This is a genomic window from Geodermatophilus sp. URMC 65 (assembly GCF_053502545.1).
In genome coordinates this window covers 1,155,717-1,181,512 of the sequence record NZ_CP199954.1, presented here as the reverse complement: position 1 = coordinate 1,181,512, position 25,796 = coordinate 1,155,717, and the positions used below count along the sequence as shown (strand labels likewise).

The following is a 25,796-nucleotide window of genomic DNA, read 5'->3' as shown; positions in this document are numbered from 1 at the left end:
GCGAGGGGTGGGCCCCGGGACGGGGCCGCGCTCTCAAGTCACGCGGCTGCGCACGGTGGGGTATCCCTCGTGGTCCCCGCTCGCCAGCACGTCGCGGAGGCAGGCCATCGCGTCCCAGACGTCGACGAAGCGGGTGTACAGCGGGGCCGGGCCCAGCCGGACGCGGTCCGGCGTCCGGAAGTCCGGGACGACGCCCCGGTCGACGAGCGCCTGGGTCAGCTGCCAGGCGGACGGCGAGGCCAGCGTCACGTGCGCGCCGCGGCGGGCCGGGTCGCGAGGCGAGGCGAGCGTGACGCCGTGCGGCGCCAGCCAGGTGTCGGCGAGGGCGACGACCAGCTCACCGAGCGCCCGGCCCTTGGCCGCCAGCCGGTCGACCCCGGCCTCGGCCACCAGCCGGGCGCCGACCTCCACCGCGGCGAGCGCGAGCACCGGCGGCGTCCCGACGGCGAAGCGCTCGACGCCCGGGACCGGGTCGTAGGTCGGGTCCATGGCGAACTGGTCACGCTGGCCGAACCAGCCCCAGATCGGCTGCCGCAGCCGCTCCTGCAGCTCGCGGCGCACGTAGAGGAAGGCCGGGGCCCCCGGCCCGCCGTTGAGGTACTTGTAGGTGCAGCCCACGGCCAGGTCGACGCCGTTGGCCGCCAGGTCGACCGGCACCGCGCCCGCGGCGTGGGACAGGTCCCAGACCACCAGCGCCCCGGCCTCCCGCGCCGTCCGGGTGACCGTGGCGACGTCGGCCAGCGCCCCGGAGCGGTAGGCGACCGCCGACAGGACGACGACGGCGACCCGCTCGTCGAGCGCCGCGGCCAGCACCGCCGGGTCCAGCCCCTCGTCGACGTCGGCGGGGACCTCGCGCACCGTCATCCCGCGCGCCTGCGCCACCCCGGCGACCACGTAGCGGTCGGTGGGGAAGTCGTCGGCGGAGCAGACCAGCACGTCGCGGCCCGGCCGGGCGTCCGCGGCGGCCACCAGCAGCTTGTAGAGGTCGACCGTCGTCGAGTCGCCCACCAGCACCTCGCCCGGCCGCGCGCCGAGCACGCCCTCGGCGAGCAGGTCGCCCACCCGCGTGGCGGCGCCGACCCACGACGACCACGAGCGCACCAGGCCCCGCGCCCACTCCTCCTCGACCACCCGCGCGAGCGCGGCCGGGGTCTCCACCGGCATCCGCCCCAGCGAGTTGCCGTCCAGGTAGAGCAGCCCGTCCTCACCGGCGCCGGCGAACCGTGCGCGGAAGGCGGCCAGGGGGTCGGCGGCGTCGAGGGCCTCGGCGGCGGCCCGGGTCAGGTCCACACCGTCCTGTCTACCGCTCGCCGCTACCGTCGCCGACCGTGACCCAGCTGCACGACCTCACCGCACTGGAGCAGGCGGCCGCCGTCCGGTCGCGGGAGGTGAGCCCCACTGAGCTGGTCGAGCACGCGCTGCGCCGGGTCGAGGCCCTCGACGCCGGCCTCGGGGCCTTCCTCACCGTGACCCCGGAGCGCGCGCTGGCCGGGGCCCGCCGCGCCGAGCGCCGGCTGAGGGCGGGCGGCGAGCTGCCGCCGCTGCTCGGCGTGCCGACGGCGGTCAAGGACCTCAACAACACCGCCGGCGTCCGGACGACGTTCGGCAGCACCGTGCTCGCTGACAACGTGCCCACCGTCGACGACGCCGTGGTGACCCGGCTGGTCGAGGCCGGGACGATCAGCATCGGCAAGACCAACACGCCCGAGTTCGGCTTCCCCTGCTACACCGACAACGCGCTGGTCGGCCCGGCCCGCTGCCCGTGGGACCCCGGCCGGCTGGCCGGCGGCTCCAGCGGGGGAGCGGCGGTCGCCGTGGCCGCCGGGATGCTGCCGGTCGCGCAGGGCAGCGACGGCGGCGGGTCGATCCGCATCCCGGCCAGCATCAACGGTCTGGTCGGCCTCAAGCCCACCCGCGGCCGGGTGAGCAACGCTCCCCTCGGCGCTGACGTCACCGGGCTGGGCACCAACGGCCCGCTGGCCCGCACCGTGCGCGACGCGGCAGTGCTGCTCGACGCGATGGCCGGGCCGGTGACCGGCGACCCGGCGTGGGCGCCGCCGCTGCCGCCCGGCGAGACCTTCCTCGGCGCCGCCGACCGTCCGGTCGGCCGCCTGCGGATCGGCCGGTACCTGGAGCTGCCCATGGCTGACGCCGGGCTGGAGCCGGCGGTGCAGGCCGCGTTCGACGACGCCGCCCGGCTGCTCGAGGAGCTCGGTCACGAGGTAGAGGACGTGCCGGCCGGGCTGCTGGGCCCCGACGTCCTGCCCGCCTTCGAGCGGGTGTGGAGCCTGTCCGGGACGCTGCTGCCGGTGCCGCCCGAGCGGGCCGGTGAGCTGCGGCCCCTGACCCGGGAGCTGCGGGCCCGCGGCCTGGCGCTGTCGGCGCAGCAGGCCATGGAGGCGCTCACCGCGCTGCCGCTGTTCGCCCGCCGCTTCGTCACCGCGACCGACCGCTACGACGTCCTGCTCGCGCCGGTCACGACGATGACGGCGCGGCCGCTGGGCTGGTTCGACGCCGACGGCGACGGCGCCGCGGACTTCGAGCGGCAGAAGCGCTACGCCGCGTTCACCGCGGTCTTCAACGTCACCGGCCAGCCTGCGGTCAGCGTCCCGCTGCACTGGACCGACGACGGGCTGCCGGTCGGGACGATGCTCGTCGGGCGGCCCGCGGACGAGGTCACGCTGCTCGCGCTGGCCGCCCAGCTGGAGGCCGCCCACCCCTGGGCGCACCGCCACCCGCCGTCCTGGGACTGACCATGAGAGCAACGGCGGGTGCCGGTAGGTTGAGGGGCGTGACCGTCGTCGAGACCCTCCTCGTCTACGCGGTGGCCCCGCTGGCCGTGATAGTCGTCCTGGCCCTGCTCACCCTCGTCCCCGGGCGGCGCAAGAAGCTGCGCTACAAGCCCGGGCAGCCGTGGGAGCACGAGCCGGTCTGGTACGAGCCGCACCCGGTCGGCGGTGGCGGCCACGGCCCCACCGAGGCGCACGGCCCCGCCGGCGTCCCCGGGGACGGGACGACCGCGCTCGGCTCGTCGATGTACCCCGAGCAGCACGGCCCGGGTGCTCCCGGTCAGTCCGGCGCGTTCGGCGGGGGCGACTCGCACGGCGCCACCGGCGCGCGCGCCCTGGCGGCCGGTCCCTCCGCCGCGGCCGCGGCGCGCCCGTTCGGCGGCGCCCGCGGGACCTGGTGACCGGCATGAGCGTCCACCGCAGCACCCCTGAGAACCCCCACGGAGGCCGGAGATGACCCGCGTGCTCGACGGGACGTCGCACGACACCGCGACGTCGGCCGGCACCATGGCGACGCGCGCCGACGAGGCCGAGGCCCCGGACTCGCTCTTCAGCTACCAGGAGCTGCTGCGCCTCGACGAGGCGCTGACCATGTCCTCCCGGGAGACCGGGCTGCGCTTCACCCTCTACATCGGTGACCTCGGTGCCCAGACCCGGTCCCGCGCCGAGGAGCTCTTCGAGCGCTCCGGCCCAAACCTGCCCGAGTCGGTGCTCATCGCCGTCTCGCCCGGTCAGCGGGTCGTCGAGGTCGTCACCGGTGCCGCGGCCGCGCGCCGGCTGCCCGACCGCGCCTGCGCACTGGCCGTGCTGTCGATGACCAACGCCTTCGCCTCCGGCGACCTGGTGGGCGGCATCGTCAACGGCCTGCGCCAGCTGTCGGACCAGGCCGGCCACCCGCGGGGGCTGCGCACCCACTGAGGACCCGTCCTGCCCACCCTTCGCACGCTCGGGGCGGGCCCGGGACGGGGCCGCGTGAGGCCAGTGCTGAACGCGAGAGGCCCAGGACCTGCCGGGTCCTGGGCCTCTCGCGTTCGACGGTCCGGGCTCACTCGCTCTCGGCGGCGTCCCGCTCCCGGGCCCGCAGCGAGCGGGCGATGCCGTCGCGGCCCTCGGCGACCAGCCGGCGCAGCGGCGCGGGGTGCTCGGGGTCGGCCAGCCAGGCGTCCGCGGCCTGGACCGTGCGCAGCTCGACCACCGGCGGGAAGAGGTACTGCACCGCGTTCTTGGCGATCTCGCCGGGACGGCGGTCCCACAGCGGGCGGATGTCGGCGAAGTACCGGTCGACGTAGCCGGCCGTGAGCGCCCGCTGGGCCGGGTGCCAGAAGCCCTGCAGCATCGCCTCGTGCACCGCGTTGGGGACGGTGTCGTCGTGGAAGGCCCGCTGCCAGGTCTCCTCCTTGGCCTCCGCCGTCGGCCGCAGCGCCCGTGCGGTCGCGGCCCGCCGCTGCCCGGTCGCCGTGGCGTCGCGCGCCTCCTCGGCGGCGATCTCGGCGTCCCCGGCCGCGCCGATGGCGACCAGGCCGTGCAGGAAGGCCCAGCGGGCGTCGGCGTCCACCGGCAGCCCCTCGACGACCCGGGAGCCGTCGAGCAGGCCGCGCAGCACGGCGGCGTGCTCCTCGGTGCGGGCGGCGGCGGCGAAGGTGCGCGACCACTGCAGCTGCGTGTCGCTGCCCGACGCCGCGGCCTCGAGGGCGGCCAACGCCTTGTCGGCCAGGGCCCGCCAACCGGTCTCGGCCCAGCGCGGGTCGGCGTAGTTGGTCAGCGCCGACTGCACCCGGGCCAGCAGCGACTGGACGACGCTGATCTCGGTCTCGGCGTCCACCCCGCCCAGCACCAGCGCCACCCAGTCGCGGGCGGGCAGCTCGGCGTCCCGGGTCATGTCCCAGGCCGACGACCAGCACAGCGCGCGCGGCAGCGGGTCGGGGATGGCGCCGATCGACTCCTGCAGGGTGGCCAGCGAACGCTCGTCGAGCCGCAGCTTGGCGTAGGTCAGGTCGTCGTCGTTGACCAGCACGAGGTCCGCCACGGGGTGGCCGGCGAGCTCGGGCACCTCGGTCAGCTCGCCCTCGACGTCCAGCTCCACCCGGGTGCGCCGCGTCAGCCCCTCGGGCCCCTTGTCGTAGAGGCCCACGGCCAGCCGGTGCCGCCGCAGCACCGGGTGCTCGGGCACCGCCGTCTGCTGGATCGAGACGCGGGCGTACCGGCCGTCGTCGGACAGCTCCAGGACCGGCCGCAGCGTGTTCACCTGGCTGGTCTCCAGCCACTGCCGCGCCCACTCGGTGAGGTCGCGGCCCGTGCTCTCCTCCAGGGGGCCGAGCAGGTCGGCCAGCGTGGTGTTGCCGTACTCGTGGGTGCGGAAGTAGCGGCGGATCCCGGCCAGGAACTCGTCACGGCCGACGTAGGCCACCAGCTGCTTGAGCACCGAGGCGCCCTTGGCGTAGGTGATGCCGTCGAAGTTCACCTCGACCGCGGCGACGTCCACCATGTCGGCGGCGATGGGGTGGGTCGAGGGCAGCTGGTCCTGCGCGTAGGCCCACGCCTTCTCGGTGTTCGCGAACGTCGTCCAGGCGGTCGTGTACTCGGTGGCCTCGGCCTGGCACAGCGTGGAGATGTAGGTGGCGAAGGACTCGTTGAGCCACAGGTCGTCCCACCAGCGCATGGTCACCAGGTCGCCGAACCACATGTGCGCCAGCTCGTGCAGCACCGTCTCCGCGCGCCGCTCGTAGCGCGCCCGGGTGGCCTTGGACCGGAAGACGTAGTCCTCCAGGAAGGTCACCGCACCGGCGTTCTCCATCGCCCCGGCGTTGAACTCCGGGACGAACAGCTGGTCGTACTTGTCAAACGGGTACGGGTAGTCGAAGACCCGGTGGTAGAAGTCGAAGCCCTGCTTGGTGACCCGGAACAGCGCCTCGGGGTCGAGGTACTGCGCCAGCGAGGCGCGGCAGTACAGCCCCAGCGGGATGCCCTCGTGGGAGTCGGTCACCCGCGCGTAGGGGCCGGCGATCAGCGCGAGCAGGTAGGTCGACAGCCGCTTCGTCGGCGCGAAGTGCACCAGCTGGGAGCCGCCGGGGCCGGCCTCGACGGTGCGCTCGCCGGTGTTGGAGACGACCTGCCAGTCGAACGGCGCGGTGACGTGCACGGTGTAGGTGGCCTTCAGGTCGGGCTGGTCGAAGCAGGTGAACACCCGCTTGGCCTCGGCCGGCTCGAAGTGCGTGTAGAGGTAGACCTGCCCGTCCTCGGGGTCGACGAAGCGGTGCAGCCCCTCGCCGGAGTTGGAGTACCGGCAGTCGGCCTCGACGACGAGGGTGTTCTCCGCGGCCAGGCCCGGCAGCGGCAGGCCGCCCTCCTCGGTGTAGGCGGAGACGTCCAGCGGCTCGCCGTTCAGCGTGGCGGAGCGGACCTTCTCGGCGACCAGGTCGATGAAGGTGTCGGCCCCGGGCCGGCGGCAGGCGAACCGCACCGTCGTCGTCGACCCGAAGGTGTGCTCGCCGGGACGCCCGGCGCCGTCGGTCAGGTCGAACTGGACGTCGTAGCTGTCGACCGCCAGCAGTCGGGCGCGGGCGGCGGCGTCATCGCGGGTCAGGTTGGGTACGGCCACGCAGGGGAGCTTCCCACGGCCCTCCGACACGCCCCCGACCTGGACCGGGGGCACCACGCCCGGGCGACCGCGGGAACAACGGCTCCCCGGCCCGGCTTGGCACCGGCAGAGACGACCCGGCGCACCGACGCCGGGCAGGACGACGCGAGGAGCGGAACGCATGACCGAGGCAGTGCAGAGCGCGCCTGTGGAGGCCCGCGTGGACTTCTGGTTCGACCCGCTGTGCCCGTGGGCGTGGCTGACCAGCCGCTGGGTGCTGGAGGCGGCGAAGGTCCGCGACATCGACCTGCACTGGCACGTCATGTCCCTGGCGGTGCTCAACCGCGGCCGGGACCTGCCGGAGGAGTACCAGGAGATGATGGAGAAGGCGATCGGCCCGGTGCGGGTCGCGATCGCCGCGGCGCAGCAGCACGGCGACGAGGTCCTCGGCGACCTCTACACGGCCATGGGCACACTGCGCCACCACGAGGGCGTGGAGCTCGACGAGCTGGTCGCCCCCGCGCTGGAGCGGGTCGGCCTGCCGGCCTCGCTGGCCGAGGCCGCCACCTCCACCGAGTACGACGAGGCCCTCGAGAAGAGCCACCACGCGGGCATGGACCCGGTCGGCGACGACGTCGGCACCCCGGTCATGCACATCGACGGCGTGGCGTTCTTCGGCCCGGTCATCAGCAAGGTGCCCACCGGTGAGGCCGCCGGCAAGGCCTTCGACGGCGCCGTCCTGCTGGCCAACCTCCCCGACTTCTGGGAGCTCAAGCGCACCCGGCTCTCCGGCCCCGACATGGACTCCGTGCCGGCCGACGCCCTGGAGCTGACCGGCCGCCGCTGAAGGAGGACCCCGCTGCCCCCGCCGGCTCGCGGCGGGCCCCTGCAGCGGGGCCGGGGTGCGGCATCCTCAGCGGGTGCCGCACCCCCTCCGCCAGCGCATCCTGATCTCCGGCGCCAGCTCCGGTCTCGGCGAGGGCATGGCCCGCCGCTTCGCCGCGATGGGCCGCGACCTGGCGCTCGCCGCCCGCAGGTTCGACCGCCTCGAGGCCCTGCAGCGCGAGCTGCTCGCCGCCCATCCCGGCATCCGGGTCGAGGTCGCGGCGATGGACGTCGACGACGCCGATTCCGTCGCCACGGTCGTGCCGTCGCTGGCCGAACGGCTCGGCGGCCTGGACCGCGTGGTCGCCAACGCCGGCATCGGCAACGGGGTCGCCATCGGCACCGGTGCGGCGGCGACCAACCGGGCCATCCTGGCCACCAACGTGCTCGGCACCCACGCCCAGTGCGAGGCGGCGGTCGAGTGCTTCCGCGCCCAGGGCTCCGGTCACCTCGTCCTGGTCTCCTCGGTCGCCTCCGTCCGAGGCATGCGCGGCAGCCGGACGGCGTACGGCGCCAGCAAGGCGGCGCTGAACTCCCTCGCCGAGGGGATCCGCTCAGACCTCCTCGGCACCGGCATCCGCGTCACCACGGTGCTGCCCGGCTACATCGCCACCGACATCAACATCGGCCGCCGCGGCCCGTTCACCGTCGACCTGGACACCGGCGTCGACGCACTCACCGCGGCCATCGAGCGGGAGCCGGCGCGCGCCTACGTCCCCGGGTGGCCGTGGCGTCCGGTCGCCGGGCTGCTGCGGGTGCTGCCGCTGCCCGTCGTCCGCCGGGTCACCTGAAGAAGGACCCCGTCCTCCCCACCCTTCGCGAGCTCAGGGCGGGTCCCGGGACGGGGCCGACGGTGCCCTGCAGGGGTCCTTTCACTACCAGCAGATGCGCATCGGCCGGCGGCGGGCGTCGGTCGCGCCGTCCCCGACGCACTCCGCGGTGCCGTCGGCGATCCGCCGGGCGGACCAGGCGGCGGCGCAGGCGTCCAGCGCGTCCACGGCCGGCACCCGTGGCGGGGCCGACGCGAGCGCGTCGAGCACGTCCATCACCGGCTGCAGCGCCCGGATCCGCTGCGCCTGCCCGCGCGCACTCGACTTCGGGTCGCAGACCCGTCCGTCCAACGCGCGGAAGGCCAACTCGGGGTGCACCTCGACCACGCGCTCGGACGGCGGGTCGCCGAGCACGTCGTCGAGGCCCCGGATCGCCGCGACGAGCTGGAAGGACTGCGCCGACAAGGAACGGCCGCCCGTCGCCTCGACCGACAACTGCCGCGCCTCGGCGTAGTCACGGGCACGCAGGACGGCCCGGACCGGCGCGGGGAAGACCGAGCTGCCCGCTCGGCCCAGCCGCCGCCGCGCCTCGACGTCGCACAGCCGCACGCCGTCGTCCGACAGACCGATCGGCATGTCGATGCCGACCACCTCGACGTCCGGCACGGCGAGGACGGCGGCCGCGTCGGGCAGCGCCAGCAGCTCCACCGCCCGGCCGTCCAGCCGGGCACCGACCCAGGCGCCGCGCCACCCGTCGACACCCAGCACCGCCACCCGGGCAGCCTGACAGACTCGCCGCCATGCGCGTCTTCGTCGGGACCGACCACGCCGGCCTGGAGTTCAAGGAGCACCTCAAGCAGGCGCTCACCGACGCCGGCCACGAGCCGGTCGACTGCGGGGCGTTCGAGTACGACGCGCAGGACGACTACCCGCCGTTCTGCTTCGAGGTCGGCGAGCGGACGGTGACCGAGCCCGGCAGCCTCGGCGTGGTCATCGGCGGCTCCGGCAACGGCGAGCAGATCGCGGCCAACAAGGTGCCCGGGGTGCGCGCCGCGCTGGTGTGGAACCGCTCGACCGCGGAGCTCGCCCGCCAGCACAACGACGCCAACGTCGTCTCGATCGGCGCCCGCCAGCACAGCGTCGAGGAGGCCACCGAGCTCGTGCTGCACTTCCTCGCCACGCCCTTCAGCGGCGAGGAGCGGCACGAGCGCCGGATCGGCCTGATCAGCGACTACGAGCGCGACCGGCACCGCCCGGCCGGCGGGCTGCCGACGCGCGAGGAGCCGGTCTGACAGCGGTGTTCGTGCGGGTTGGGGGGTGACCACGAGGGCGCGTCGGCCGGTGGCGCCCGCTCGGGGCCCTGCTCGCCCGGCGTCGGGTCGGGCTCACCGACGCGAACCGCGTCCCTGGGCACGGCTGCCGAACACTTTCCAGCGAACCTCCACCCCTGCTTACACCTGTGAGCACGGGTGGAGCTTCCGCGGAGGTCCTGCACTCCTGCGGGCTCGCCGGCGGTCGCTGCCGTGCTCGACCCGGGGGTGGGGGAGCTGCGGGGCCGGCCGATCAGCGGTGTCGCCCCCGCACCACGGGTGCTGGAACGGCCCCGTGCATGGTCCGTCCCACCGCGAGCTTGCGAGTGGTGGGGGGAACGGGGGTCCTCCTAGAACTCGTCGGGGCACCACGGCGTCACCGGCCAGCGGAACGCCGTCGCGGCCTGGGTGACCGCACCCGGGCTGACCTCGGTGACCCGGCCGGCCCCCTGCAACGTCGCCAGCGACACCCCGCCGAGGTAGGCCGCGCCCAGCGCCTCGACGTCGAGCACGAGGTCGGGGTCGGCGTCGGTCTCGGAGCAGAAGGCGCCGGCCGGGTGGCCGACGAGGGCCCAGCGGCCGTCGTTCCAGGGGCAGAACCGGTCGCGCACCTCGAGCACCAGGTTGACCCGGGCCGGGTAGCGGCGGGCGGCCAGCGCGCGGCCGACGTCGACCAGCCGCACCCACAGCGCGTCGTACGGCTGCGCGCGCAGCGCCCGTGGCTCGGCCAGCAGGTGCCGCAGCGGGTCGTCCGGCGAGGCGGTCGGCGCCCGCATGGTGCGCACGAGGTCCAGCGCCAGCAGGAACCGCCACAGCGACGCGTACGCCGGCGTCGTCAGGGAGCGCACCTCCTCGACGAGGACAGTGCCGTCGGGCTGGCCGTCGTCGGTCCACGCCGACCGGACGCGGTAGGTGGCGTAGCCGGTCACCGTGCCGTCGGGCTCGACGTGCCGCAGGAAGCGCCGCTCGGACGCGCCGTGGCGCCGGGCCGGGTCGTCCTCCAGGCCGCGGTCCCACCAGCGGGCGTCGCGGGCGAGGTTGCCGGGCACGAACCGGCGGACCCGGTCGTGCAGGCCCACGGCGGCCGCGCGGAAGTCCTCGACGCCGACCGGCTCGACCCGCCCCGCGCCGAGGTCGACGTCCGGCCGCAGCGCCAGCCGGGCGACGTCGCCGGAGAGGTTGCCGCGCTCGGTGGCCGGCGCGTAGCCGAAGCGGCCGTAGATCGAGGACTCCGAGGCCCACAGCGCCGCGACCGGCTCGCGCCCCTGCTCGTGGAGCTCGGTGAGCTGGCGCCGCATCACCGCGGTGAGCACGCCGCGCCGCCGGTGGCTGGGCGCGACGCTCACCCAGGTCACGGCGGCACAGGGGACGACGCCGCCGGGCACGGTCAGCTCCCGGCTGTGGACGCCGGACGTCGCGACCACCCGGCCGCCCTCCCACAGCCCGAGCGAGCGGTCCAGCTCCGCGTGCGCGGGGACGGCGTCGACGAAGGACGCGGGCGGATCCTCGGCGAACGCGGTGAAGAAGGCCCGGCTGAACGACGGCCAGTCCTCGGGTGTGGCGGGACGCAGCTGGTCGGCGAGGTCGGTCACCCGAGCTGTCTACCCGGTCCCGTCCCGAGGCTCGCGGGCCCCCTGCAGGGTCCCGCCGCGAGCGTGCGAGCCGCGGGGGGCAGGGGGTCCTTCTCCGAGGCGTGAGGAGGACGGGGTCCTCTGTCAGCGGACCACCGTGGCACCGGCGGTCAGGGTCCCGGGCGCCACCTCGGTGCGGCCGGCGTCCCGCACGACGACGTCCATCGCGGCCACCTCGTCCGGCCGGCCGCCCAGCACGACGACCCGACCGTGGGGGATGCCGAAGGCGGCCAGCGCGGCGTGCACGGCCTGCGCGGCGGCCTTGTGCCGCGACATCGACACGTTGGTGTTGAGGAGGACGCGGACCTCGGGAGCGTCGTCGGGTTCCACGGTGGTGACCTCCCGGTCGGCGGTGCGGGTGGGCGAGGGGCGCCGGTCAGGCCCGAGCGTGGCGGACATCCGCCGGGTGTATTCGGACCGCCGCGCCCCTGCGATCGCCCGAACAGCTCGCGGTCGCGACAGGCGGCCCGCTGTCCAGGGCCGTTGCGTCGTTAGGGTCGCCGGGAGCCGGGCGCGGCCACCGCCGTCGCGCTCCCGCGTGACCGTGCGCCCGGCCGGGGGGAGGGAGCCGTGCGCTCTCCGACGGTGCCCATCGCCGTGACCGTGGTGTTGCTGGTCAGCGGCTGCGGCGCGGCCTCGGGCGACGAGGCCGGGCAGGGCGCCGGTGTGGCGACCTCCGCGCCCGACGCCCGCCTCACCCTCGTGGCCGACGAGGACCCCGTCGCCTCGGCCGCCTCCGCCAGCCGGGCCCTGTTCGACAGCGCGGACGTCGTCGTCGTCGCCCGCGACGGCGACGCGGCCGGCACGCTGCTGGGCGCCTCGGCGGCCACCGGCCTCGGCGTCCCGCTGCTGCTGGAGCCGGCCGGCGGCGGCGCCGCCGACGCGCTGAGCGGCGAGCTGGAGCGCCTCGGCACGACGACGGTGCTCGCGGTCGGGGCCGCCGAGGGCGGCGCCGGCGGTGAGGGCGGCCCCGAGGTGGTCGCCGTCCCCGCCGCCCCGGACGCCGTCGCCGAGGTCACCGGGCTGGAGCTGGGCGAGGCGCAGCAGGTGGACGCCGACGACGCGGTGGCCGCGGTCGCCGAGCTGGACCCCGAGCAGCCGACCGCGCTGCAGCCCTCCGGCACCGAGCCGGCCGGGAGCGAGGCGGGGGACGGCGAGCTGCCCGCCGTCGAGCGCGCCGAGCCGCTCGAGGACACCGTCGTCGTGACCACCGGCGCCCCCGAGGCGCTGGCCGGCGTGGCCACCGCCCGGGCGGCCGGGGCCCGGGTGCAGCTGAGCCCCCCCGACCCGCGCGGCTCCGCCGAGCTCGTCGACCTGCTGGGCGAGCAGCAGCCCGGGACCGTGGTGGCGCTCGGCGCCGGGTTCGGCGCCGAGGAGGGGCTGGACTGGAAGCTCGAGACCGCTGCCACCGGCCGGCAGCTGCCCGGCGGGGGCCAGTTGCTCTTCCCGCAGCACTTCCTCGTCGCCCTCTACGGCAGCCCGGGCACCGGCGCGCTCGGCGTGCTGGGCGAGCAGGACCTGCCGGCCTCGGTCGAGCGGGCGCAGGCCCACGCGGCCGACTACGAGCCGCTGGTGCAGGACGCCACCGTCGTCCCCGCCTTCGAGGTCATCGCCACCGTCGCCTCCTCGGTGGCCGGGCCGGACGGCAACTACTCCACCGAGCTGCCGGTCGAGGAGCTGCGGCCCTGGGTCGAGGCGGCCGGCGAGGCGGGCATGTACGTGGTCATCGACCTGCAGCCCGGGCGCACCGACTTCGTCACCCAGGCCGAGCAGTACCGCTCGCTGCTGGAGCTGCCGCACGTCGGGCTGGCACTGGACCCGGAGTGGCGGCTCGGCCCGGGCGAGGTGCACCTGACCCAGATCGGATCGGTGTCGATCGACGAGGTCAACCGGGTCGTGACCTGGCTGGCCGACCTGACGCGGGCGGAGGACCTGCCGCAGAAGCTGCTGCTGCTGCACCAGTTCCGGGTCGACATGATCCCGGACCGCGACCGGCTGGACACCTCCCGCGACGAGCTGGCGCTCATGGTGCACGCCGACGGCCAGGGCGGTCAGGGCGACAAGCAGGCGACCTGGCGGACGCTGCGGCAGACCGAGCCCGACGACGTCGCCTGGGGCTGGAAGAACTTCTACGACGAGGACCAGCCGATGCTCAGCCCGGAGGAGACGGTCGCCGTCGAGCCGCGCCCGGACTTGATCAGCTACCAGTAGCCGGGACCTCCCGTTCCGTCGGTGTCCTGTGGTGAGCTGTCGCGGCCCAGGCCCGAGGAGGACCCGTGACGACCGTGCTCACCGACGAACTGGACCCGCGACTGCTCGAGCACCGGCGGGAGCTGACCGGCTACTGCTACCGGATGCTCGGGTCGGCCTTCGACGCCGACGACGCGGTGCAGGAGACGATGGTCCGTGCCTGGCGGGGCCTGGCCGACTTCGAGGGCCGCTCGGCGCTGCGCTCCTGGCTGTACCGGATCGCCACGAACGTGTGTCTCGACCAGCTCTCCGGCCGGCAGCGGCGGGCGACGCCCATGGACCTCTCCGGCTCGCCGTGGCAGCCGGTGGAGGCCTCGCTGGCCGCCCGCCGCCCGGGGACGGCGTGGGTGGAGCCGGTGCTCGACCGGCAGGTCGTCTCCGAGGACGCCGACCCCGCCGAGCAGGCCGTGCAGCGGGAGTCGATCCGGCTGGCCTTCGTCTCCGCGCTGCAGCACCTGCCGCCGCGCCAGCGGGCCGTGCTGCTGCTGCGCGAGGTGCTCCGCTGGCGGGCCGACGAGGTCGCCCAGCTGCTCGACACCACGGTCGCGTCGGTCAACAGCGCGCTGCAGCGGGCCCGCGCCACGATGGCCGAGGTCGGCGGCGAGGAGGAGACCGAGCCGCTGGACGACGTCCACCGCGCCCTGCTCGAGCGCTACGTCGACGCCTTCGAGCGCTACGACGTCGAGGGCCTCGTCGGGCTGCTGCACGAGGACGCCACCCAGCACATGCCGCCGTTCGCCATGTGGCTGCGCGGCCGGGCCGACATCGGCACCTGGATGCTCGGCCCGGGTGCGAAGTGCCGCGGCTCCCGGGTGCTGCCGACCCTCGCCAACGGGGCGCCGGCCTTCGCCCAGTACCGCCCCCGCGCCGGCGGCGGGCACGAGCCGTGGGCGCTGCACGTGCTCGAGGTGCGCGCCGGCCGGGTCGCGCACATCTCCAGCTTCCTGGACCTCGACAACGACCTGTTCCGGCGGCTCGGCCTGCCGGTCGAGCCGCCCGCCTGAAACAGGACCCCCTCGCCCCCACCGCTCGCAGCGACGGTCAGCGGACCGCGGCCCCGGCCACGTCCGCGTACAGCTGCGTCATCCGGTCGACCAGCCGTTCGTGCGAGCGGCCCGCGGCCAGCCGGCGGCCGCGGGCGCCCAGCCGCCGGGCCGCCTCCGGGTCGAGCAGCAGCGACACCAGCGCCCGGGCCAGGTCCTCGGCCTCGCCCGGGCGCACCAGCAGCCCGCTGCCGCCGTCCTCGACCAGGTCGGGCAGCCCGCCCACCCGGCTGGCGACCACCGGCACGCCCGCGGCCATGGCCTCGCACACCACCAGCGGGGAGCCGTCGGACCGGGAGGGCACGGCGAGCACGTCGAGGCCGGCGAGCAGGCGCGGCACGTCGGAGCGGTACCCGGTGAAGGTGACCGCGCCGGCCAGCCCGAGCACCGCCGCGCGGTGCTCGAGGTCCGGCCGCAGCGGCCCGTCGCCGACCACGAGGAACCGCGCCTGCGGAACGACGGCCGACACCAGCGCGGCGGCGCGCAGGAAGACGTCGACGCCCTTCTCCGGGACCAACCGGCCCACCAGCCCGACCACCGGCCGCCCCGGGTCCGGGGGAGCACTGCCGGCGGCGGGCGGCGCGGCCGCGGTCGGCAGCAGCACCTCCACCCGCTCCGGCGCGACCCCGTAGCCGGTCACCAGCAGGTCGCGGATGGCCGAGGAGACGGCGACCACCCGGTCGGCGTGCCGGTAGACCAGGCCGCTCACCGCGCGCGCCCGGCGGTCCCGCCATGGCCCCTCGGTGTGCTCGGTGACCACGAGCGGCACCGGCTGGTCGTGGACGGCGTGCGCGGCGGCGGCCGCGCTGGCGAACAGGTGGGCGTGCACGACGGCTGGCCGCAGCTCGGCGACCAGCCGCGCCAGCGCGCGCTCGTACCGGCCGCTGACCCGCCGCTTGACCAGCTCGTCGAGCAGGACGGTCACCGGCACCCCCGCGTCGGCGAGGGCCGCGGCGCGGATCCCGCCCACCGAGCAGGCCACGTGCACCGGCCACCCGCGCCGGCGCAGCGCGACGGCGAGGTCGACGACGTAGCGCTCGGCGCCGCCTCCGTCGAGGGAGTCGATGACCAGGAGCACGGACAGCGGCGGAGGGGTCCCGGCACGGGGCGGGGGATCGGAGGCGCGCAGCCGGGAGCCGGTCATGAGGCACTCCGGAGGACGGCGGGACCCGCGGCTCGGGCCCGCCGACCATAACCGCTCGGCGCCGTCCCGGAACCCCGCCCGGGCGCCGTTCCGGTCCCGCAGCCCGCGTGCGCGAGGCTGGGGTCCCGGCCCTGACCAGGCCACCCGTCCCGACGGCACGATGCAGGGAGACCCCGATGCCCACCACCCCGCCCGGGGTCGTCGACCGCGCCGGCCGGCGCTACCCCCTGGACGAGCCGCGCTGGTGCGGCGACGACGGGTCGCCGCTCATGGTGGAGCCGCTGCCCGGCATCACCCGGGACGCGATCGACCCGACCGTCCGCTCGCAGTGGCGGTACCGGGCCGCGCTGCCGCTGCCCGACCTGCCGCCGGTCACCCTGGGCGAGGGCCGGACGCCGCTGCTGCCGCGGCGCCTCGCCGGGCTGGACGTCGCGGTCAAGGTCGAGGCGGTCAACCCCACCGCCAGCTTCAAGGACCGCGGGGTCTCCGTGATGGTCAGCGCCCTGCGCGCCCAGGGCGTGACCGCGCTGCTGGAGGACTCCAGCGGCAACGGCGGGTCCTCGGTGGCGGCCTACAGCGCGGCCGCCGGCATCGACGCGCTCATCCTCGCCCCGGCGTCGACGTCGTCGGCCAAGGTCCTGCAGAGCCGGCTGCACGGCGCCACGGTCGAGCTCGTCCCGGGGACCCGGCAGGACACCGCCGACGAGGCCGTCCGCCGGTCGCGGGAGCGCTTCTACGCCAGCCACAACTGGCACCCGATGTTCCTCCAGGGCACCAAGCTGATCGCCTACGAGATCTGGGAGGACCTCGGCTTCACCGCGCCGGACGCCGTCGTCCTCCCGACCGGCGCGGGCAGCCTCGTGCTCGGCTGCGCGATCGGGTTCGCGGAGTTGCAGCGGGCCGGTGAGATCGCGCGCGTGCCGCGGATCCTGGTGTCCCAGCCCGCCCAGTGCAGCCCGCTGGTCGAGGCGCTGGCCGCCGGTCGCGAGACCGTCGAGCCGCGCACCTGGGAGCCGACGATCGCCGAGGGCACCGCCATCGCCCGGCCGGTCCGCGACCGCGAGGTGCTCGCGGCCGTCCGGGACAGCGGCGGGGCGGCCACCGTGGTCCGGGAGGAGGACCTGCGCGCCGCGACCCTGGCGCTGGCCGCGACCGGCCTGTACGTCGAGCCCACGTGCGGTCAGGTCGTCCCCGCGCTCGGGCAGTTCGTGCGGGAGGGGCTCGTGTCGGCCGGCGACAGCGTCGTCCTGGTCCTCACCGGCTCCGGCCTCAAGGCGAGCGACGCGATGGCCCGGCTGCTGGCCGAGGAGGGAGGGGCCGGGGCGGAGGGCGGGTGACGGGGACCGACCGGCGTGGGGATGCTGGCTTACCCGAGGGGGGTGTTCCCCCTGCTCGGCGCCTGGTCGGGCAGCCGACTGCCTGCACCCGTCGTCGCCGGCGGTCGTGCGGGCGCGGGGGCGCCGTACGTCGACGAGCGACCCCGGTTCGCGCTGGTGGCCGGCAGACCAGAGCAGTCGGCGGACCTAGCGTCGGCCATCGGCAGCCCGTCCGGGCGCCGGGTCCCGACGAGCGGGAGGACGCACCGACATGTCCCGCAGGACCCTCACCACGGTGGCCCTCGTCGTCCTCGTGTGGACGGCGATGCTGTCCTTCGGCGGCGTGGCCGCCGAGACCGTGATGCTCTACCCGAACGTCTTCGGCGACCCTCCGGCGTCACTGGACCGGGCCCGCGAGTTCCTCGTCGCCGGCGGCCCCAGCGACTACTTCCCCCCGCTGGGCGCCACGGTCGTGGTCAGCAGCCTGGTCGCGACGGTTGTGACGTGGCGGGAGCCGCGGCTGCGCTGGTGGGTCGTCGGCGCGGCCGCGGTGTTCATCGCCTGCGAGTTCCTCTTCTCGGTGGCGTTCTTCTGGCCGCGCAACGAGATCATGTTCGTCGACCCGGTCGGCACCCATCCGCCGGAGTACCTGCGTCAGGTCGCCGAGGAGTTCGTCGCCGGGCACCGGGTGCGCCTCGTCGGCGGCGCGGTGACCTCCGCCCTGGCGTTCACCGCGCTGCTGCGGTGGGTCCGCGGGAGCGCCCCCGCCCCGGCCGAGCGTGTCGAGGTCGATCGATGACCCCCGTCCGCTCGGCGTCTCGTGGCTGGTCCCCGGCAGCGGAGGGGTCACGCGTTCGAGGTCCCTCGAAGCGCAGGTCAGGGTTGGTAGCCCGCCGGGGGGCGGCGCGGGTCGGTCATGGTCCCCGGCACGGGCCGCCCGTCCAGGAAGCTGCGGACGGCCTCGACGACCCGGGCGGGGGCGTCGACGTGGACGTCGTGGCCGGCGCCGTCGAGGTGGACGAGCCGACTGTCGTCGAAGGCGTCGAGGTAGCCGGTCGCCGCCTCCCAGCCCAGGTAGTCGCACTGGCCCTTGACCACCAGTGCCGGCACATCGGTGTCCTGCAGCTGGGCCCGGGTGTCGGGCTCGGGTGGGTGCCGCCAGGACTGCGGCACCTGGTTGGCGTAGAACCCCAGTCCGTGCAGGGCCGGGCCGGTGCGTCCGGGGCAGTGCAGCGCCGGGAGCGTGGCGGCGTAGACCCGGTCCTGGCGGGCGTCGAGCTCCTGGTCGCCGGCGAAGGCGTGCGCGGCCGCGGGGTCGACCTGGACCAGGGCGTAGGCCAGCAGCGCCCGCGGGTGCAGCAGCAGCCGGTGGACCTGCCACTGCTGTGCCGGGGTCAGGCGCGCCTGCGGCCGGCCGCCCACGCCGTGCTCCGCCAGCCCGCCGGGGGAGAGGAACACCGCCCGCTCGACGCGATCCGGGTGCTCGGCGGTGTAGGCCGCCGCCAGGTACGCGCCGTAGGAGTGCCCGACCAGGATCACCCGCTCGGCTCCGATCCGGCGTCGCACCTGCTCCAGGTCGGCCACCGCCAGTGCGGTGGTGTAGAGACGCGGGTCCGCCAGGCGGGTGGAGCGGCCGGTTCCGCGCTGGTCGTAGGCCCACACGTCGTGCCCGTCGACGGCCAGCGGAGCCAGGGCGTCGAGCAGGCCGGCGGTGTCCGGGACGCCCGGGCCGCCGTGCAGCGCGAGGACCGGGGCCTCCTCGGCGTCGCCGTCGCCCCGCACGACCCCGAAGGCCAGCTCGGAGCCGTCCTCCAGCACCCACGTGCCGGCGTCCGGCGGCGACCGCGGCGCGCGACGGGGGTCGTCCATCGGGAGGAGCACGCCGACCAGCGTGGCGGCGACGACGAGCACCCCCGCGAGGCGAGCGGCCGCTCGCCGCCAGGGGGTCCGGGTCCGCAGGAGGAGGCGGCAGGCCAGGAGCCACAGGACCACGGCGGCGAGCGTGCCCACCGCGAGGAACCAGGCCGGCTCGGTGGTCACCGCGGCGGCGGCGAGGGTGCCGGCCCACCACGCCAGCAGGCACCCGCCGAGCGCCCCGAGCCAGGTCAGCGCACGGAACACCCGCGCCAGGCGTCCTCGGCCGGCTGCCATCCCGCTCTCACCGCCGCTCCTGCCGGGTGACGCCCCGGCCCGGCCGCCAGGACTCGATGACCAGGTGGTCCGCCGGCTCCCCGAGGCGGACGACGACGACCTCGCCGACGTCCGCGCGGAACAGGTGCGAGGGCGCCCCCTCGCCGGCGTCGCCGCCGTTGACGGCCGCGACGAGGGGGGGTCGGTGACCTCCTCGGCCCGGCCGGCCACCTTGGCGTCACCGGTCCAGGCGGGCGGGTCCACCGACCCGCTGTGCAGGGCGAAGCGGGGGTCGCGCAGCAGGTCCAGCGCCTTCCGGGATCGCCACAGGCAGCCGATCCACAGCTCCCCGTCGGTGAAGTCGACCTCGACGCCGCTGACCCGGGGGGAGCCGTCCTGGCGCAGGGTGGCCAGGACCTGGTGCCGGGACCGGCCGAAGAACTCGCGGGCGCGGGCCGCCAGTTCCGGGGCCTCGTCCTCGACTTGCTGCCAACCGGACATCGTCATCCACCTCCGTGAGCAGAGAGCGGTCGCCCCCGCCCGGGGGAGCGGTGCAGTCGTCCGGGGTCGGGTGCCGGCATGGCCTCCTCCTGTGCGCTTCAGGCGCGCGGCGCGACGGTCGTCTCGCAGGCGGTCGCGAGGACCGCGGCGAGGGCGGCGCGGGCGTAGGCGTCCGCGTCGGCGCAGGTGAGCGGTTGCCGGAGCAGCACCCGCAGGTGGTACAGCGGGGCGGTCGCCGACACGAGCAGCCGGTGGGGGTCGGTGCCGGCGGGGACCTCGCCGCGGGCGACCGCCCGGTCGACGACGAGCGTGCACCGCCGGTAGCGGTCGGCCCAGAACCGGCTCAGCGCCTCGGCCGCTTCCGGCGTGCGGAACGACGCGGCGATCACGGCTCCCGTGGGCGACGGCTCGACCGTCAGCGCGTCGCAGACCTGCCGGTTGATCGCGATCAGGTCCCCGGCGAGGGATCCGGTGTCCGGTGGGCGCCAGTCGTCCTCGGTGCCCAGGTCGAGCAGGTCGACCAGCAGCATGGCCACGCTGCCCCAGCGCCGGTAGACGGTGGTCCGGTGCACGCCGGACCGGTCGGCGACCGCCTCGATGCTCAGCGCGTCGTAGCCGCCCTCGGTGAGCAGGGCATCCACCGCGGCCAGGACGTCGGCGCGAACTCGCGCGGTTCGACCGCCCGGTCGTCGGCTCGGACGCGCAGCAGCCACTCGACAACCGTAATGCGACTTCCGTAGCTTTAGCGCTCTGGTCGCCGCGGTTCCAGGGGAAGGGAGGCGGCCATGCCCGTGACGGAGTACGACGTCGGGCCGGGCGCCTACGGGGTCGCCGTCGGTGCGGACGGCGCGGTGTGGGCGACCCTGGTCGAGCGCGGCGAGCTGGTGCGGCTCCACCCCGATGGGCGCACCACCCGGATCTCCCTGGACGGCGATCAGAGCCGACCGATGGTGCCGGCCCTCGGACCCGACGGCGCGGTGTGGTTCACCCGGGGTGACGGTCGGATCGGGCGGGTCGACCCGTCCGGGACCGTCTCCTCGGTGCCGGTGCCCACCCCGACCGGCTGGCCGTACGGGCTGTGCGTCGGTCCCGACTCCGCCCTCTGGTACACCCTGCTGTCCGCGGACCGGATCGGCCGTCTGGCGCTCGACGGCACGATCGACGAGTTCCCGCTGCCCGGGGGTGGGATGCCCTCCATGATCACGGCCGGGCGCGACGGTGCGCTCTGGTTCACCCTCAACAGGGCCGACACCGTCGGCCGGATCACCCCCGACGGCGACGTCACCACCTGCGCGCTGCCCACCGCCGGCGCGGCTCCGGTCGGCATCCACGCCGGCCAGGACGCCGTGTGGTTCGCCGAGATCGGCGCCGGCCAGATCGGGCGCATCGATCCCGACGGCAGGATCGAGGAGTTCCCCCTCCCCGACCGCGCGAGCCGACCGCACGCCGTCGCCGCCACCCCCGAGGGAGGGTGCTGGGCGACGCTGTGGGCGCGCAGTTCAGTGGTGCGGCTCGACCGCGACGGACGGGTCGTCGACGAGGTGGCCCTCCGGCCGGGAGCCGAGCCGCACGGCCTCGCCCTGGCGGACGACGGGTCGCTGTGGGTCGCGCTGGAGGCGGGCTCCCTCGCGCACCTCACCTGCTCGCGCGATCCGTCCCCGGCCGCAGGACGACAGGACCGCACGTGATGGCGCACCGGCGAGCTCCGCGTCATCGTCGCGGGCTCCTGGTGTGCTGCACGACGGCGGCGAGGACGCCCGCGAGCGTGCCCAGCACCGTGGACCGGACGACCTCGAACGCGCCGACGAGCACGGCGAGACCTCCGCCGCCGGGACGGGTCCCGAGGGCCACGGAGAGGACGACGAGCACGACGCCGGAGACGGCGCCGGCCAGCGTGAGGGTGAGCACCGGCCGCGGCACCCGGAGGAGCCCGACGCCGCCGATCCAGACCGCTGCCACGAGCCCGAGGACCAGCAGGGCCGTGGGGACCGCGCCGAGCGCGTCGGAGGCGCCGGTGAGCTCGGCCACGGGGAACAGCAGCGCGAGGGCGCCCAGCCCCAGGACCACCGGCCAGCTCACCGGCTCCGACGCCTGCGGACCGGGAGGGGAGCCGGGCCCTGCCATGCGGCCGATGGTGGGCAGCGCCGACGGGCGGCACATCGGCGGACAGGCGTCACCACGGGTCGCCGTCGATCGACGTCGTCGGCGTCCCTGGCGCGACCGTGGCGATCGATGCGCGGGGATGTCCGGAGGCTGCGGGGATTCCTACGCTGACCTCGTGTCCGACTCGAGGGACGTGCCCGCGAGCGGTGGCCCCGGTGGGGTGGACCGGCGGCTGACCGACGGACTGCTCGCGACGACGCAGACCCTCACCGTGGCACTGGTCATCGCCGCAGACCTGGAGCGGACCGGCCGGGCCACCGCCGGCGCCTACCTGTTCGCCGTCGGCTTCGGTGCGCTGGTGCTGGCCGGCCGGCGCGCTCCGCGTCTGGTCCTGGCGCTGACCGTCCTCGGCGTCTTCGTCTACTACTCCCGCGACTTCCCGCCGATCGGCATCGCGTTGCCCGCCGTCGCCGCCCTGTACCGGGCGGCCGAGGTCGGTGCCCTGCGCTGGGCTGTCGGGTCGGGTGCGGTGCTGGTCGGCGTGGCCGCGTGGGCCCGGGTGCACGACGGCCTGCCCACGACGTACCTGCTCAGCTACGAGCTGCTCACCAATGCCGCGCTCGTCGCCGCCGCGATCGCCCTCGGCGTCAGCGTCCGCGCCCGCCGGGAGACACGGTCGCACCAGCAGCGGCTCCAGGAGCTGACGGCCGCCGAGCAGGTCCGCGAGGCCGAGCGCCGGCTGCAGGCCGAGCGGGTGCGCATCGCCCAGGACCTGCACGACTCGGTCGGTCACGCGATGTCGGTGATCGCCCTGCACGGCCACGTCGCCGCCGAGGCCATCGGGCGCGACGACGACGCCGCCCGACGCGCGGTCGAGCAGATCGGTGCGGCGACCTCGGCCCAGCTGCGCGAGCTGCGGGCCACCGTCAAGCTGCTGCGATCTCCCGCGGCCGACCTCGAGCGCGGAACGGTGGGCCTGTCCGGACTCGGGCGTCTGGTGGCCGCCGCCCGGGATGCCGGGGTGGACGTCGACCTCGACGTCTCCGTCGACGACGGCTGTCTCGACGGGGCGATCGAGGCGGCGGCCTACCGGATCGTGCAGGAGTCGCTCACCAACGTCATCCGGCACTCCGGGGCCACCCACGCGGCGGTCACCGCCGGTGTCCGTGGGGGCCGGCTGGAGCTGCTGATCGCCGACGACGGCCCGGGCCGCTGCCCGGTCGAGCCGGCCCGGTCGGAGGGCGGGCACGGGCTGGTCGGCATGCGGGAGCGTGCCGCCGTGCTCGGCGGGCAGCTGCGCGCCGGGCGCGGAGAGGGTGGCGGGTTCGTGGTGCAAGCGGTGCTCCCGGTGAGGCTGGGCTCGTGATCCGGGTCGTGCTGGTCGACGACCAGGAGGTGGTGCGCACCGGGCTGCGGGCCCTGGCCGAGCGCGACGGCGACATCACCGTCGTCGGGGAGGCCGGGACCGGTCGTGCGGGGCTGAGCCGGGTCCGCGAGCTGCACCCCGAGGTCGTCCTCATGGACATCCGCATGCCGGAGATGGACGGCCTGCAGGCAACCCGCGAGATCGTCGCCGACCCGCAGCTGGACGACGTCCGGGTGCTGGTGCTCACCACCTTCGACGAGGACGAGCTGGTGTTCGAGGCCATCCGCGCCGGCGCCGCCGGCTACCTGCTCAAGGACGTCTCACCGACCGACCTCCGCTCGGCGGTCCGCGTGGTCGCCGCGGGGGAGTCGCTGCTGTCCCCGGCGGTCACCGGGACGGTGCTGCGGTCGCTGGCCGAGCGGCTGCAGGCCACGGTGGACGACACGCCCCTGCAGGTCCTCACCGAGCGGGAGCGGGAGGTGCTCGCGCTGGTGGGACGGGGCCTGTCCAACGAGGAGATCGCGCGGGAGCTGTTCCTCTCCCCGGCGACGGCCCGCACCTACGTCTCCCGGCTGCTGACCAAGCTCGGCGCCCGGGACCGCGCCCGCCTGGTCGTGCTCGCCTACGAGACCGGACTCGTCGTCCCGGGGAGATGAGGACCCACGCGGGTTCCGACCGTCGGTACTCCAGGAACACCACGCCATCGGCGGAGCGGCGCACCGCCGGCGGGGCGAACCGGGCGGTGGGCGCGGTTCCGCGGGCGCGGGGGGTACCCCGCGCCCGCGGAGGAGCCGATCACCCAGCGGGGACCCTGTCGAGGAACCCGAGCACGGTCTGCAGCCGCCCCTGGGCGTCGCTGACCGCGACATCGGAGCCGACGACGGGCGCCTCGTCGTCCTCCGGCGCGCCGGCCGGCCGCAGGTCCCAGGTGAACCGCACCAGGTCGTGGTGGGCGTCCACCGGGCCGGCGAGGCGGAAGACGAAACCGGGGAACCGGGCCTGCGCCGCGGCGATGGTGGCGTCGATGGCCTCGCGCCCGCGGGCGTCGACCAGCGGGTCGACGTACCGGGCGTCCTCGGTGTACAGCTCGTCGACCGCCTGACGCCGTGCGGCGGGGTCGGTCGTGTTCCAGGCCGCGATGTAGCGCTCGGCCAGGACGGTGGCATCACTCAGGACGGCGGTCATGACACTGCTCCGATCGTCGAAGGAGATGGGGGAGGAGGGTGGGCCACGCCGGACCGCCCGCGGTGCCCGGGACCGGGACGCGGGCGGCGCGGTCAGCAGTGGGAGCGGGCGTACCGGCCGGCTCCCTGCCAGACGGCGAAGGCTGCCACGACGGCGGCCTGCAGCACGATCCAGCCGGTGCCGACAGCGGTCGGCGTGCCCCAGCCGGTGACGGCCGCGGTGGTGCTGGCGGCCACCCACAGCAGGTTGCCGATGACGACGGCGTCGACCTCGTTGGGGCGGAGCGTCGTCCGCCGGGCGACGAGCCAGACGGCGACGGCGAAGGCGAGCAGGAAGACGCCGGTCCCGGCGAGCGTCCCGGGCGGCAGGCCGAGCATCCCGTCGAGGACGGGCGCGGCAGCGAGGTAGCCGACGCCGTTGAGGCCGGTGACCGCCGCATCGACCCTCAGGGCCAGTCGCAGCAGGCGGTCGGGCCGGGCGCAGTCGGGTCTGCCGGTCGACGTGACCGGACGGGACCCGGAACGGGAGTAGTCGATCTCGGTCATGCCGCAGAGGCTAGGAAGCCGGGTCCGGCCGCCACATCGGTCCAGAGCCGTCATCGCGGGCCGTCGAGGAGCGACAGTTCACGGCCGTGCTCGGCTGCCGCGGCGCCGGACGGGGGCCGTCCGGGAACGGGTCGCGGCCGTGTACGACGGCGTACGGGACCGTCGTCACCGGTCGACTCCGGTCGGATCCCGGTGGACCGTGCCGGCCCTGAACGGGACCGTCGCGACCACCATGTGCTTCCAGGTCGTCGCCGTAGCGCGGGCCGACCGGCAGGTGCTGGGCATCGGTCACGTCGTCGAGCAGACGACCCGGTCCGGCCGCCGTCGTCCCGCCCTGGGGCGGGTCGCGGTGCTCAGTTGCCGTGCGGTGCGGCTCGGTAGGCGCCGGCCGTGCCCCGCTCGCCCGCCGGGCGGTGCGCCCGGGCCTGCTCGAGCTTCTCCTGGCGACGCGCGAAGACGACCGTCCCGATCAGGAAGAGCCCGGAGAGGATGAGCACGACGGCGGTGAACGCGTTCATGAACGGCAGGTCCACCCCCACCAGGGCGAGCACGCCGAGCGCGACCAGCACCAGGGCGGCCAGCACCGCTCCGGCGGCGCGCAACGGGCTCTTGGCGACCTCCTCGACGCCCTCCTGCGCCTTGTCCTTGGCATAGTCCAGCGGCTTCTTCGCCCAGGAGAACCGCGTGGCCAGCACCGCCAGGCCGGCAGCGACCAGCACGAAGCCGGGACCGGGCAGCACGAGCAGCGCGATGCCGGCGAGGGTCAGCAAGCCGCCGAGGACGGCGATGACGGTGGTCTTCACCGTTGGGTGGTGCCCAACTCATCGACTCGTCATGCGACACCGCCCGGCCGCGTCTCGGACACCACCCTCAGTGCTGCTGGGTGCCGACCGGCGGCTGGATCCGCGGTGCCTGACGAGCAGCGGACTGGCGAGGAGGCCACCTCCACCAGCTCCCTGCTCGCATCGATCGGCGGTGGCGTCGTGGCGGCGATCGGTTCAGCTTCGCGGGGACGTCCGGGGCGACGGACGGCGACGTTGAGCTCGGTGGGGACGACTCCGGTCCGCTCAGCGATGCGCTCGCGCACCGGCGTGACCTGTCGCTGGTCGTGAAGCGGGTCCCGTGGGGGCTGAACGAGGGCCCTCGCCTGGCCGTATCGCTCCGCCCGGCGGGACCTGTCCATGACCTGTACTGGGGAGAACAGGGATCTAGAGGGGCGGGAACGGGCCCTCGGAGGGGCGTCCACCGTCC

25 protein-coding genes are annotated in these 25,796 nt (G+C 75.7%); 13 read left to right on the top strand and 12 right to left on the bottom strand.

Going from position 1 to position 25,796, the window contains the following annotated elements; genetic code table 11:
* Positions 1 to 33: 33 nt before the first annotated feature.
* Positions 34 to 1,290 (bottom strand): kynureninase, encoded by a 1,257-nt coding sequence (gene kynU, locus ACWIX7_RS05570; protein ID WP_448620562.1) that lies wholly within the window; start codon positions 1,288 to 1,290, stop codon positions 34 to 36.
* Positions 1,291 to 1,328: 38 nt separating this feature from the next.
* On the opposite strand from kynU, the gene ACWIX7_RS05565 reads away from it, so the two are divergent.
* From ACWIX7_RS05565 to ACWIX7_RS05555, 3 genes are read left to right on the top strand one after another with little or no spacing between them, the layout of a single operon-like run.
* On the top strand, positions 1,329 to 2,753 hold the full coding sequence (locus ACWIX7_RS05565; RefSeq protein WP_448620561.1) for an amidase: 1,425 nt from the start codon (positions 1,329 to 1,331) through the stop codon (positions 2,751 to 2,753).
* A gap of 38 nt (positions 2,754 to 2,791) precedes the next feature.
* A complete protein-coding gene (gene ctaJ / locus ACWIX7_RS05560; protein WP_448620560.1) occupies positions 2,792 to 3,190 on the top strand; it encodes an aa3-type cytochrome oxidase subunit CtaJ in 399 nt (132 codons plus the stop codon).
* A gap of 52 nt (positions 3,191 to 3,242) precedes the next feature.
* Positions 3,243 to 3,707 carry a DUF5130 family protein gene (locus ACWIX7_RS05555; RefSeq protein WP_448620559.1) on the top strand — a complete coding sequence of 155 codons (465 nt, stop codon included), beginning with the start codon at positions 3,243 to 3,245 and terminating at the stop codon, positions 3,705 to 3,707.
* Between the two features lie 127 nt (positions 3,708 to 3,834).
* Here the strand turns inward: ACWIX7_RS05555 and pepN are convergent, their stop codons facing one another.
* On the bottom strand, positions 3,835 to 6,387 hold the full coding sequence (gene pepN, locus ACWIX7_RS05550) for an aminopeptidase N (protein ID WP_448620558.1): 2,553 nt from the start codon (positions 6,385 to 6,387) through the stop codon (positions 3,835 to 3,837).
* 160 nt (positions 6,388 to 6,547) lie between these two features.
* Between pepN and ACWIX7_RS05545 the strand changes: the two genes are divergently transcribed.
* The gene (locus ACWIX7_RS05545) at positions 6,548 to 7,213 is read left to right on the top strand and encodes a mycothiol-dependent nitroreductase Rv2466c family protein (protein ID WP_448620557.1); all 666 of its coding nucleotides are present in this window, start codon (positions 6,548 to 6,550) and stop codon (positions 7,211 to 7,213) included.
* Positions 7,214 to 7,286: 73 nt separating this feature from the next.
* Positions 7,287 to 8,042, top strand: coding sequence for an SDR family oxidoreductase (locus ACWIX7_RS05540; RefSeq protein ID WP_448620556.1), 756 nt, complete (start codon positions 7,287 to 7,289; stop codon positions 8,040 to 8,042).
* An 84-nt stretch (positions 8,043 to 8,126) separates the two neighbouring features.
* On the opposite strand, the gene ACWIX7_RS05535 is transcribed toward ACWIX7_RS05540, so the two are convergent.
* Positions 8,127 to 8,795, bottom strand: a complete 669-nt coding sequence (locus ACWIX7_RS05535) for a DUF429 domain-containing protein (RefSeq protein ID WP_448620555.1) — start codon at positions 8,793 to 8,795, stop codon at positions 8,127 to 8,129.
* A gap of 26 nt (positions 8,796 to 8,821) precedes the next feature.
* Here ACWIX7_RS05535 and ACWIX7_RS05530 point away from each other — a divergent pair, with 26 nt between their 5' ends.
* A complete protein-coding gene (locus tag ACWIX7_RS05530; protein ID WP_448620554.1) occupies positions 8,822 to 9,313 on the top strand; it encodes a ribose-5-phosphate isomerase in 492 nt (163 codons plus the stop codon).
* A 368-nt stretch (positions 9,314 to 9,681) separates the two neighbouring features.
* Here the strand turns inward: ACWIX7_RS05530 and ACWIX7_RS05525 are convergent, their stop codons facing one another.
* Positions 9,682 to 10,923 carry a GNAT family N-acetyltransferase gene (locus ACWIX7_RS05525; protein ID WP_448620553.1) on the bottom strand — a complete coding sequence of 414 codons (1,242 nt, stop codon included), beginning with the start codon at positions 10,921 to 10,923 and terminating at the stop codon, positions 9,682 to 9,684.
* A 123-nt stretch (positions 10,924 to 11,046) separates the two neighbouring features.
* The gene (locus ACWIX7_RS05520) at positions 11,047 to 11,361 is read right to left on the bottom strand and encodes a hypothetical protein (RefSeq protein ID WP_448620552.1); all 315 of its coding nucleotides are present in this window, start codon (positions 11,359 to 11,361) and stop codon (positions 11,047 to 11,049) included.
* Positions 11,362 to 11,532: 171 nt separating this feature from the next.
* On the opposite strand from ACWIX7_RS05520, the gene ACWIX7_RS05515 reads away from it, so the two are divergent.
* Positions 11,533 to 13,173, top strand: a complete 1,641-nt coding sequence (locus ACWIX7_RS05515; protein ID WP_448620551.1) for a hypothetical protein — start codon at positions 11,533 to 11,535, stop codon at positions 13,171 to 13,173.
* Positions 13,174 to 13,238: 65 nt separating this feature from the next.
* Positions 13,239 to 14,216, top strand: coding sequence for a sigma-70 family RNA polymerase sigma factor (locus tag ACWIX7_RS05510; protein ID WP_448620550.1), 978 nt, complete (start codon positions 13,239 to 13,241; stop codon positions 14,214 to 14,216).
* A gap of 37 nt (positions 14,217 to 14,253) precedes the next feature.
* On the opposite strand, the gene ACWIX7_RS05505 is transcribed toward ACWIX7_RS05510, so the two are convergent.
* Positions 14,254 to 15,399 carry a glycosyltransferase gene (locus ACWIX7_RS05505; protein ID WP_448620549.1) on the bottom strand — a complete coding sequence of 382 codons (1,146 nt, stop codon included), beginning with the start codon at positions 15,397 to 15,399 and terminating at the stop codon, positions 14,254 to 14,256.
* 176 nt (positions 15,400 to 15,575) lie between these two features.
* Here ACWIX7_RS05505 and ACWIX7_RS05500 point away from each other — a divergent pair, with 176 nt between their 5' ends.
* Positions 15,576 to 16,736, top strand: a complete 1,161-nt coding sequence (locus ACWIX7_RS05500) for a threonine synthase (protein WP_448620548.1) — start codon at positions 15,576 to 15,578, stop codon at positions 16,734 to 16,736.
* Between the two features lie 250 nt (positions 16,737 to 16,986).
* Positions 16,987 to 17,514 (top strand): hypothetical protein, encoded by a 528-nt coding sequence (locus tag ACWIX7_RS05495; protein WP_448620547.1) that lies wholly within the window; start codon positions 16,987 to 16,989, stop codon positions 17,512 to 17,514.
* Between the two features lie 77 nt (positions 17,515 to 17,591).
* On the opposite strand, the gene ACWIX7_RS05490 is transcribed toward ACWIX7_RS05495, so the two are convergent.
* Positions 17,592 to 19,346: an alpha/beta fold hydrolase gene (locus ACWIX7_RS05490; RefSeq protein WP_448620546.1), complete on the bottom strand. Its 1,755-nt coding sequence runs from the start codon at positions 19,344 to 19,346 to the stop codon at positions 17,592 to 17,594.
* A 98-nt stretch (positions 19,347 to 19,444) separates the two neighbouring features.
* Positions 19,445 to 19,987: a TetR/AcrR family transcriptional regulator gene (locus ACWIX7_RS05485; RefSeq protein ID WP_448620545.1), complete on the bottom strand. Its 543-nt coding sequence runs from the start codon at positions 19,985 to 19,987 to the stop codon at positions 19,445 to 19,447.
* A 144-nt stretch (positions 19,988 to 20,131) separates the two neighbouring features.
* Between ACWIX7_RS05485 and ACWIX7_RS05480 the strand changes: the two genes are divergently transcribed.
* A complete protein-coding gene (locus tag ACWIX7_RS05480) occupies positions 20,132 to 21,034 on the top strand; it encodes a virginiamycin B lyase family protein (protein ID WP_448620544.1) in 903 nt (300 codons plus the stop codon).
* A 22-nt stretch (positions 21,035 to 21,056) separates the two neighbouring features.
* Here ACWIX7_RS05480 and ACWIX7_RS05475 read toward each other — a convergent pair whose 3' ends face one another.
* Positions 21,057 to 21,470: a hypothetical protein gene (locus ACWIX7_RS05475; protein ID WP_448620543.1), complete on the bottom strand. Its 414-nt coding sequence runs from the start codon at positions 21,468 to 21,470 to the stop codon at positions 21,057 to 21,059.
* A 154-nt stretch (positions 21,471 to 21,624) separates the two neighbouring features.
* Between ACWIX7_RS05475 and ACWIX7_RS05470 the strand changes: the two genes are divergently transcribed.
* Both ACWIX7_RS05470 and ACWIX7_RS05465 read left to right on the top strand, forming a co-directional pair.
* Positions 21,625 to 22,815, top strand: coding sequence for a sensor histidine kinase (locus tag ACWIX7_RS05470; protein WP_448620542.1), 1,191 nt, complete (start codon positions 21,625 to 21,627; stop codon positions 22,813 to 22,815).
* Positions 22,812 to 23,471: a response regulator gene (locus ACWIX7_RS05465; protein ID WP_448620541.1), complete on the top strand. Its 660-nt coding sequence runs from the start codon at positions 22,812 to 22,814 to the stop codon at positions 23,469 to 23,471. Before ACWIX7_RS05470 ends, ACWIX7_RS05465 begins: the two co-directional genes overlap by 4 nt.
* Positions 23,472 to 23,610: 139 nt before the next feature.
* Here the strand turns inward: ACWIX7_RS05465 and ACWIX7_RS05460 are convergent, their stop codons facing one another.
* From ACWIX7_RS05460 to ACWIX7_RS05450, 3 genes are all read right to left on the bottom strand, one after another.
* Positions 23,611 to 24,000: a nuclear transport factor 2 family protein gene (locus tag ACWIX7_RS05460; RefSeq protein ID WP_448620540.1), complete on the bottom strand. Its 390-nt coding sequence runs from the start codon at positions 23,998 to 24,000 to the stop codon at positions 23,611 to 23,613.
* A 92-nt stretch (positions 24,001 to 24,092) separates the two neighbouring features.
* Positions 24,093 to 24,545, bottom strand: a complete 453-nt coding sequence (locus ACWIX7_RS05455) for a hypothetical protein (protein ID WP_448620539.1) — start codon at positions 24,543 to 24,545, stop codon at positions 24,093 to 24,095.
* Positions 24,546 to 24,898: 353 nt separating this feature from the next.
* On the bottom strand, positions 24,899 to 25,348 hold the full coding sequence (locus ACWIX7_RS05450) for a PGPGW domain-containing protein (protein ID WP_448620538.1): 450 nt from the start codon (positions 25,346 to 25,348) through the stop codon (positions 24,899 to 24,901).
* Positions 25,349 to 25,796 lie beyond the last annotated feature (448 nt).

What these genes read in the sequence shown, in the direction of transcription:
- ACWIX7_RS05490 (WP_448620546.1), bottom strand. Translation starts at nt 19,346, where the DNA reads ATGTCCGGTTGGCAGCAAGTCGAGGACGAGGCCCCGGAACTGGCGGCC.
- ACWIX7_RS05530 (WP_448620554.1), top strand. Translation starts at nt 8,822, where the DNA reads ATGCGCGTCTTCGTCGGGACCGACCACGCCGGCCTGGAGTTCAAGGAG.
- ACWIX7_RS05460 (WP_448620540.1), bottom strand. Translation starts at nt 24,000, where the DNA reads ATGACCGCCGTCCTGAGTGATGCCACCGTCCTGGCCGAGCGCTACATC.
- ACWIX7_RS05495 (WP_448620547.1), top strand. Translation starts at nt 16,987, where the DNA reads ATGTCCCGCAGGACCCTCACCACGGTGGCCCTCGTCGTCCTCGTGTGG.
- ACWIX7_RS05500 (WP_448620548.1), top strand. Translation starts at nt 15,576, where the DNA reads ATGCCCACCACCCCGCCCGGGGTCGTCGACCGCGCCGGCCGGCGCTAC.
- ACWIX7_RS05480 (WP_448620544.1), top strand. Translation starts at nt 20,132, where the DNA reads ATGCCCGTGACGGAGTACGACGTCGGGCCGGGCGCCTACGGGGTCGCC.
- ACWIX7_RS05555 (WP_448620559.1), top strand. Translation starts at nt 3,243, where the DNA reads ATGACCCGCGTGCTCGACGGGACGTCGCACGACACCGCGACGTCGGCC.
- ACWIX7_RS05520 (WP_448620552.1), bottom strand. Translation starts at nt 11,361, where the DNA reads ATGTCCGCCACGCTCGGGCCTGACCGGCGCCCCTCGCCCACCCGCACC.
- ACWIX7_RS05505 (WP_448620549.1), bottom strand. Translation starts at nt 15,399, where the DNA reads ATGACCGGCTCCCGGCTGCGCGCCTCCGATCCCCCGCCCCGTGCCGGG.
- ACWIX7_RS05545 (WP_448620557.1), top strand. Translation starts at nt 6,548, where the DNA reads ATGACCGAGGCAGTGCAGAGCGCGCCTGTGGAGGCCCGCGTGGACTTC.
- ACWIX7_RS05455 (WP_448620539.1), bottom strand. Translation starts at nt 24,545, where the DNA reads ATGACCGAGATCGACTACTCCCGTTCCGGGTCCCGTCCGGTCACGTCG.
- ACWIX7_RS05475 (WP_448620543.1), bottom strand. Translation starts at nt 21,470, where the DNA reads ATGGCAGGGCCCGGCTCCCCTCCCGGTCCGCAGGCGTCGGAGCCGGTG.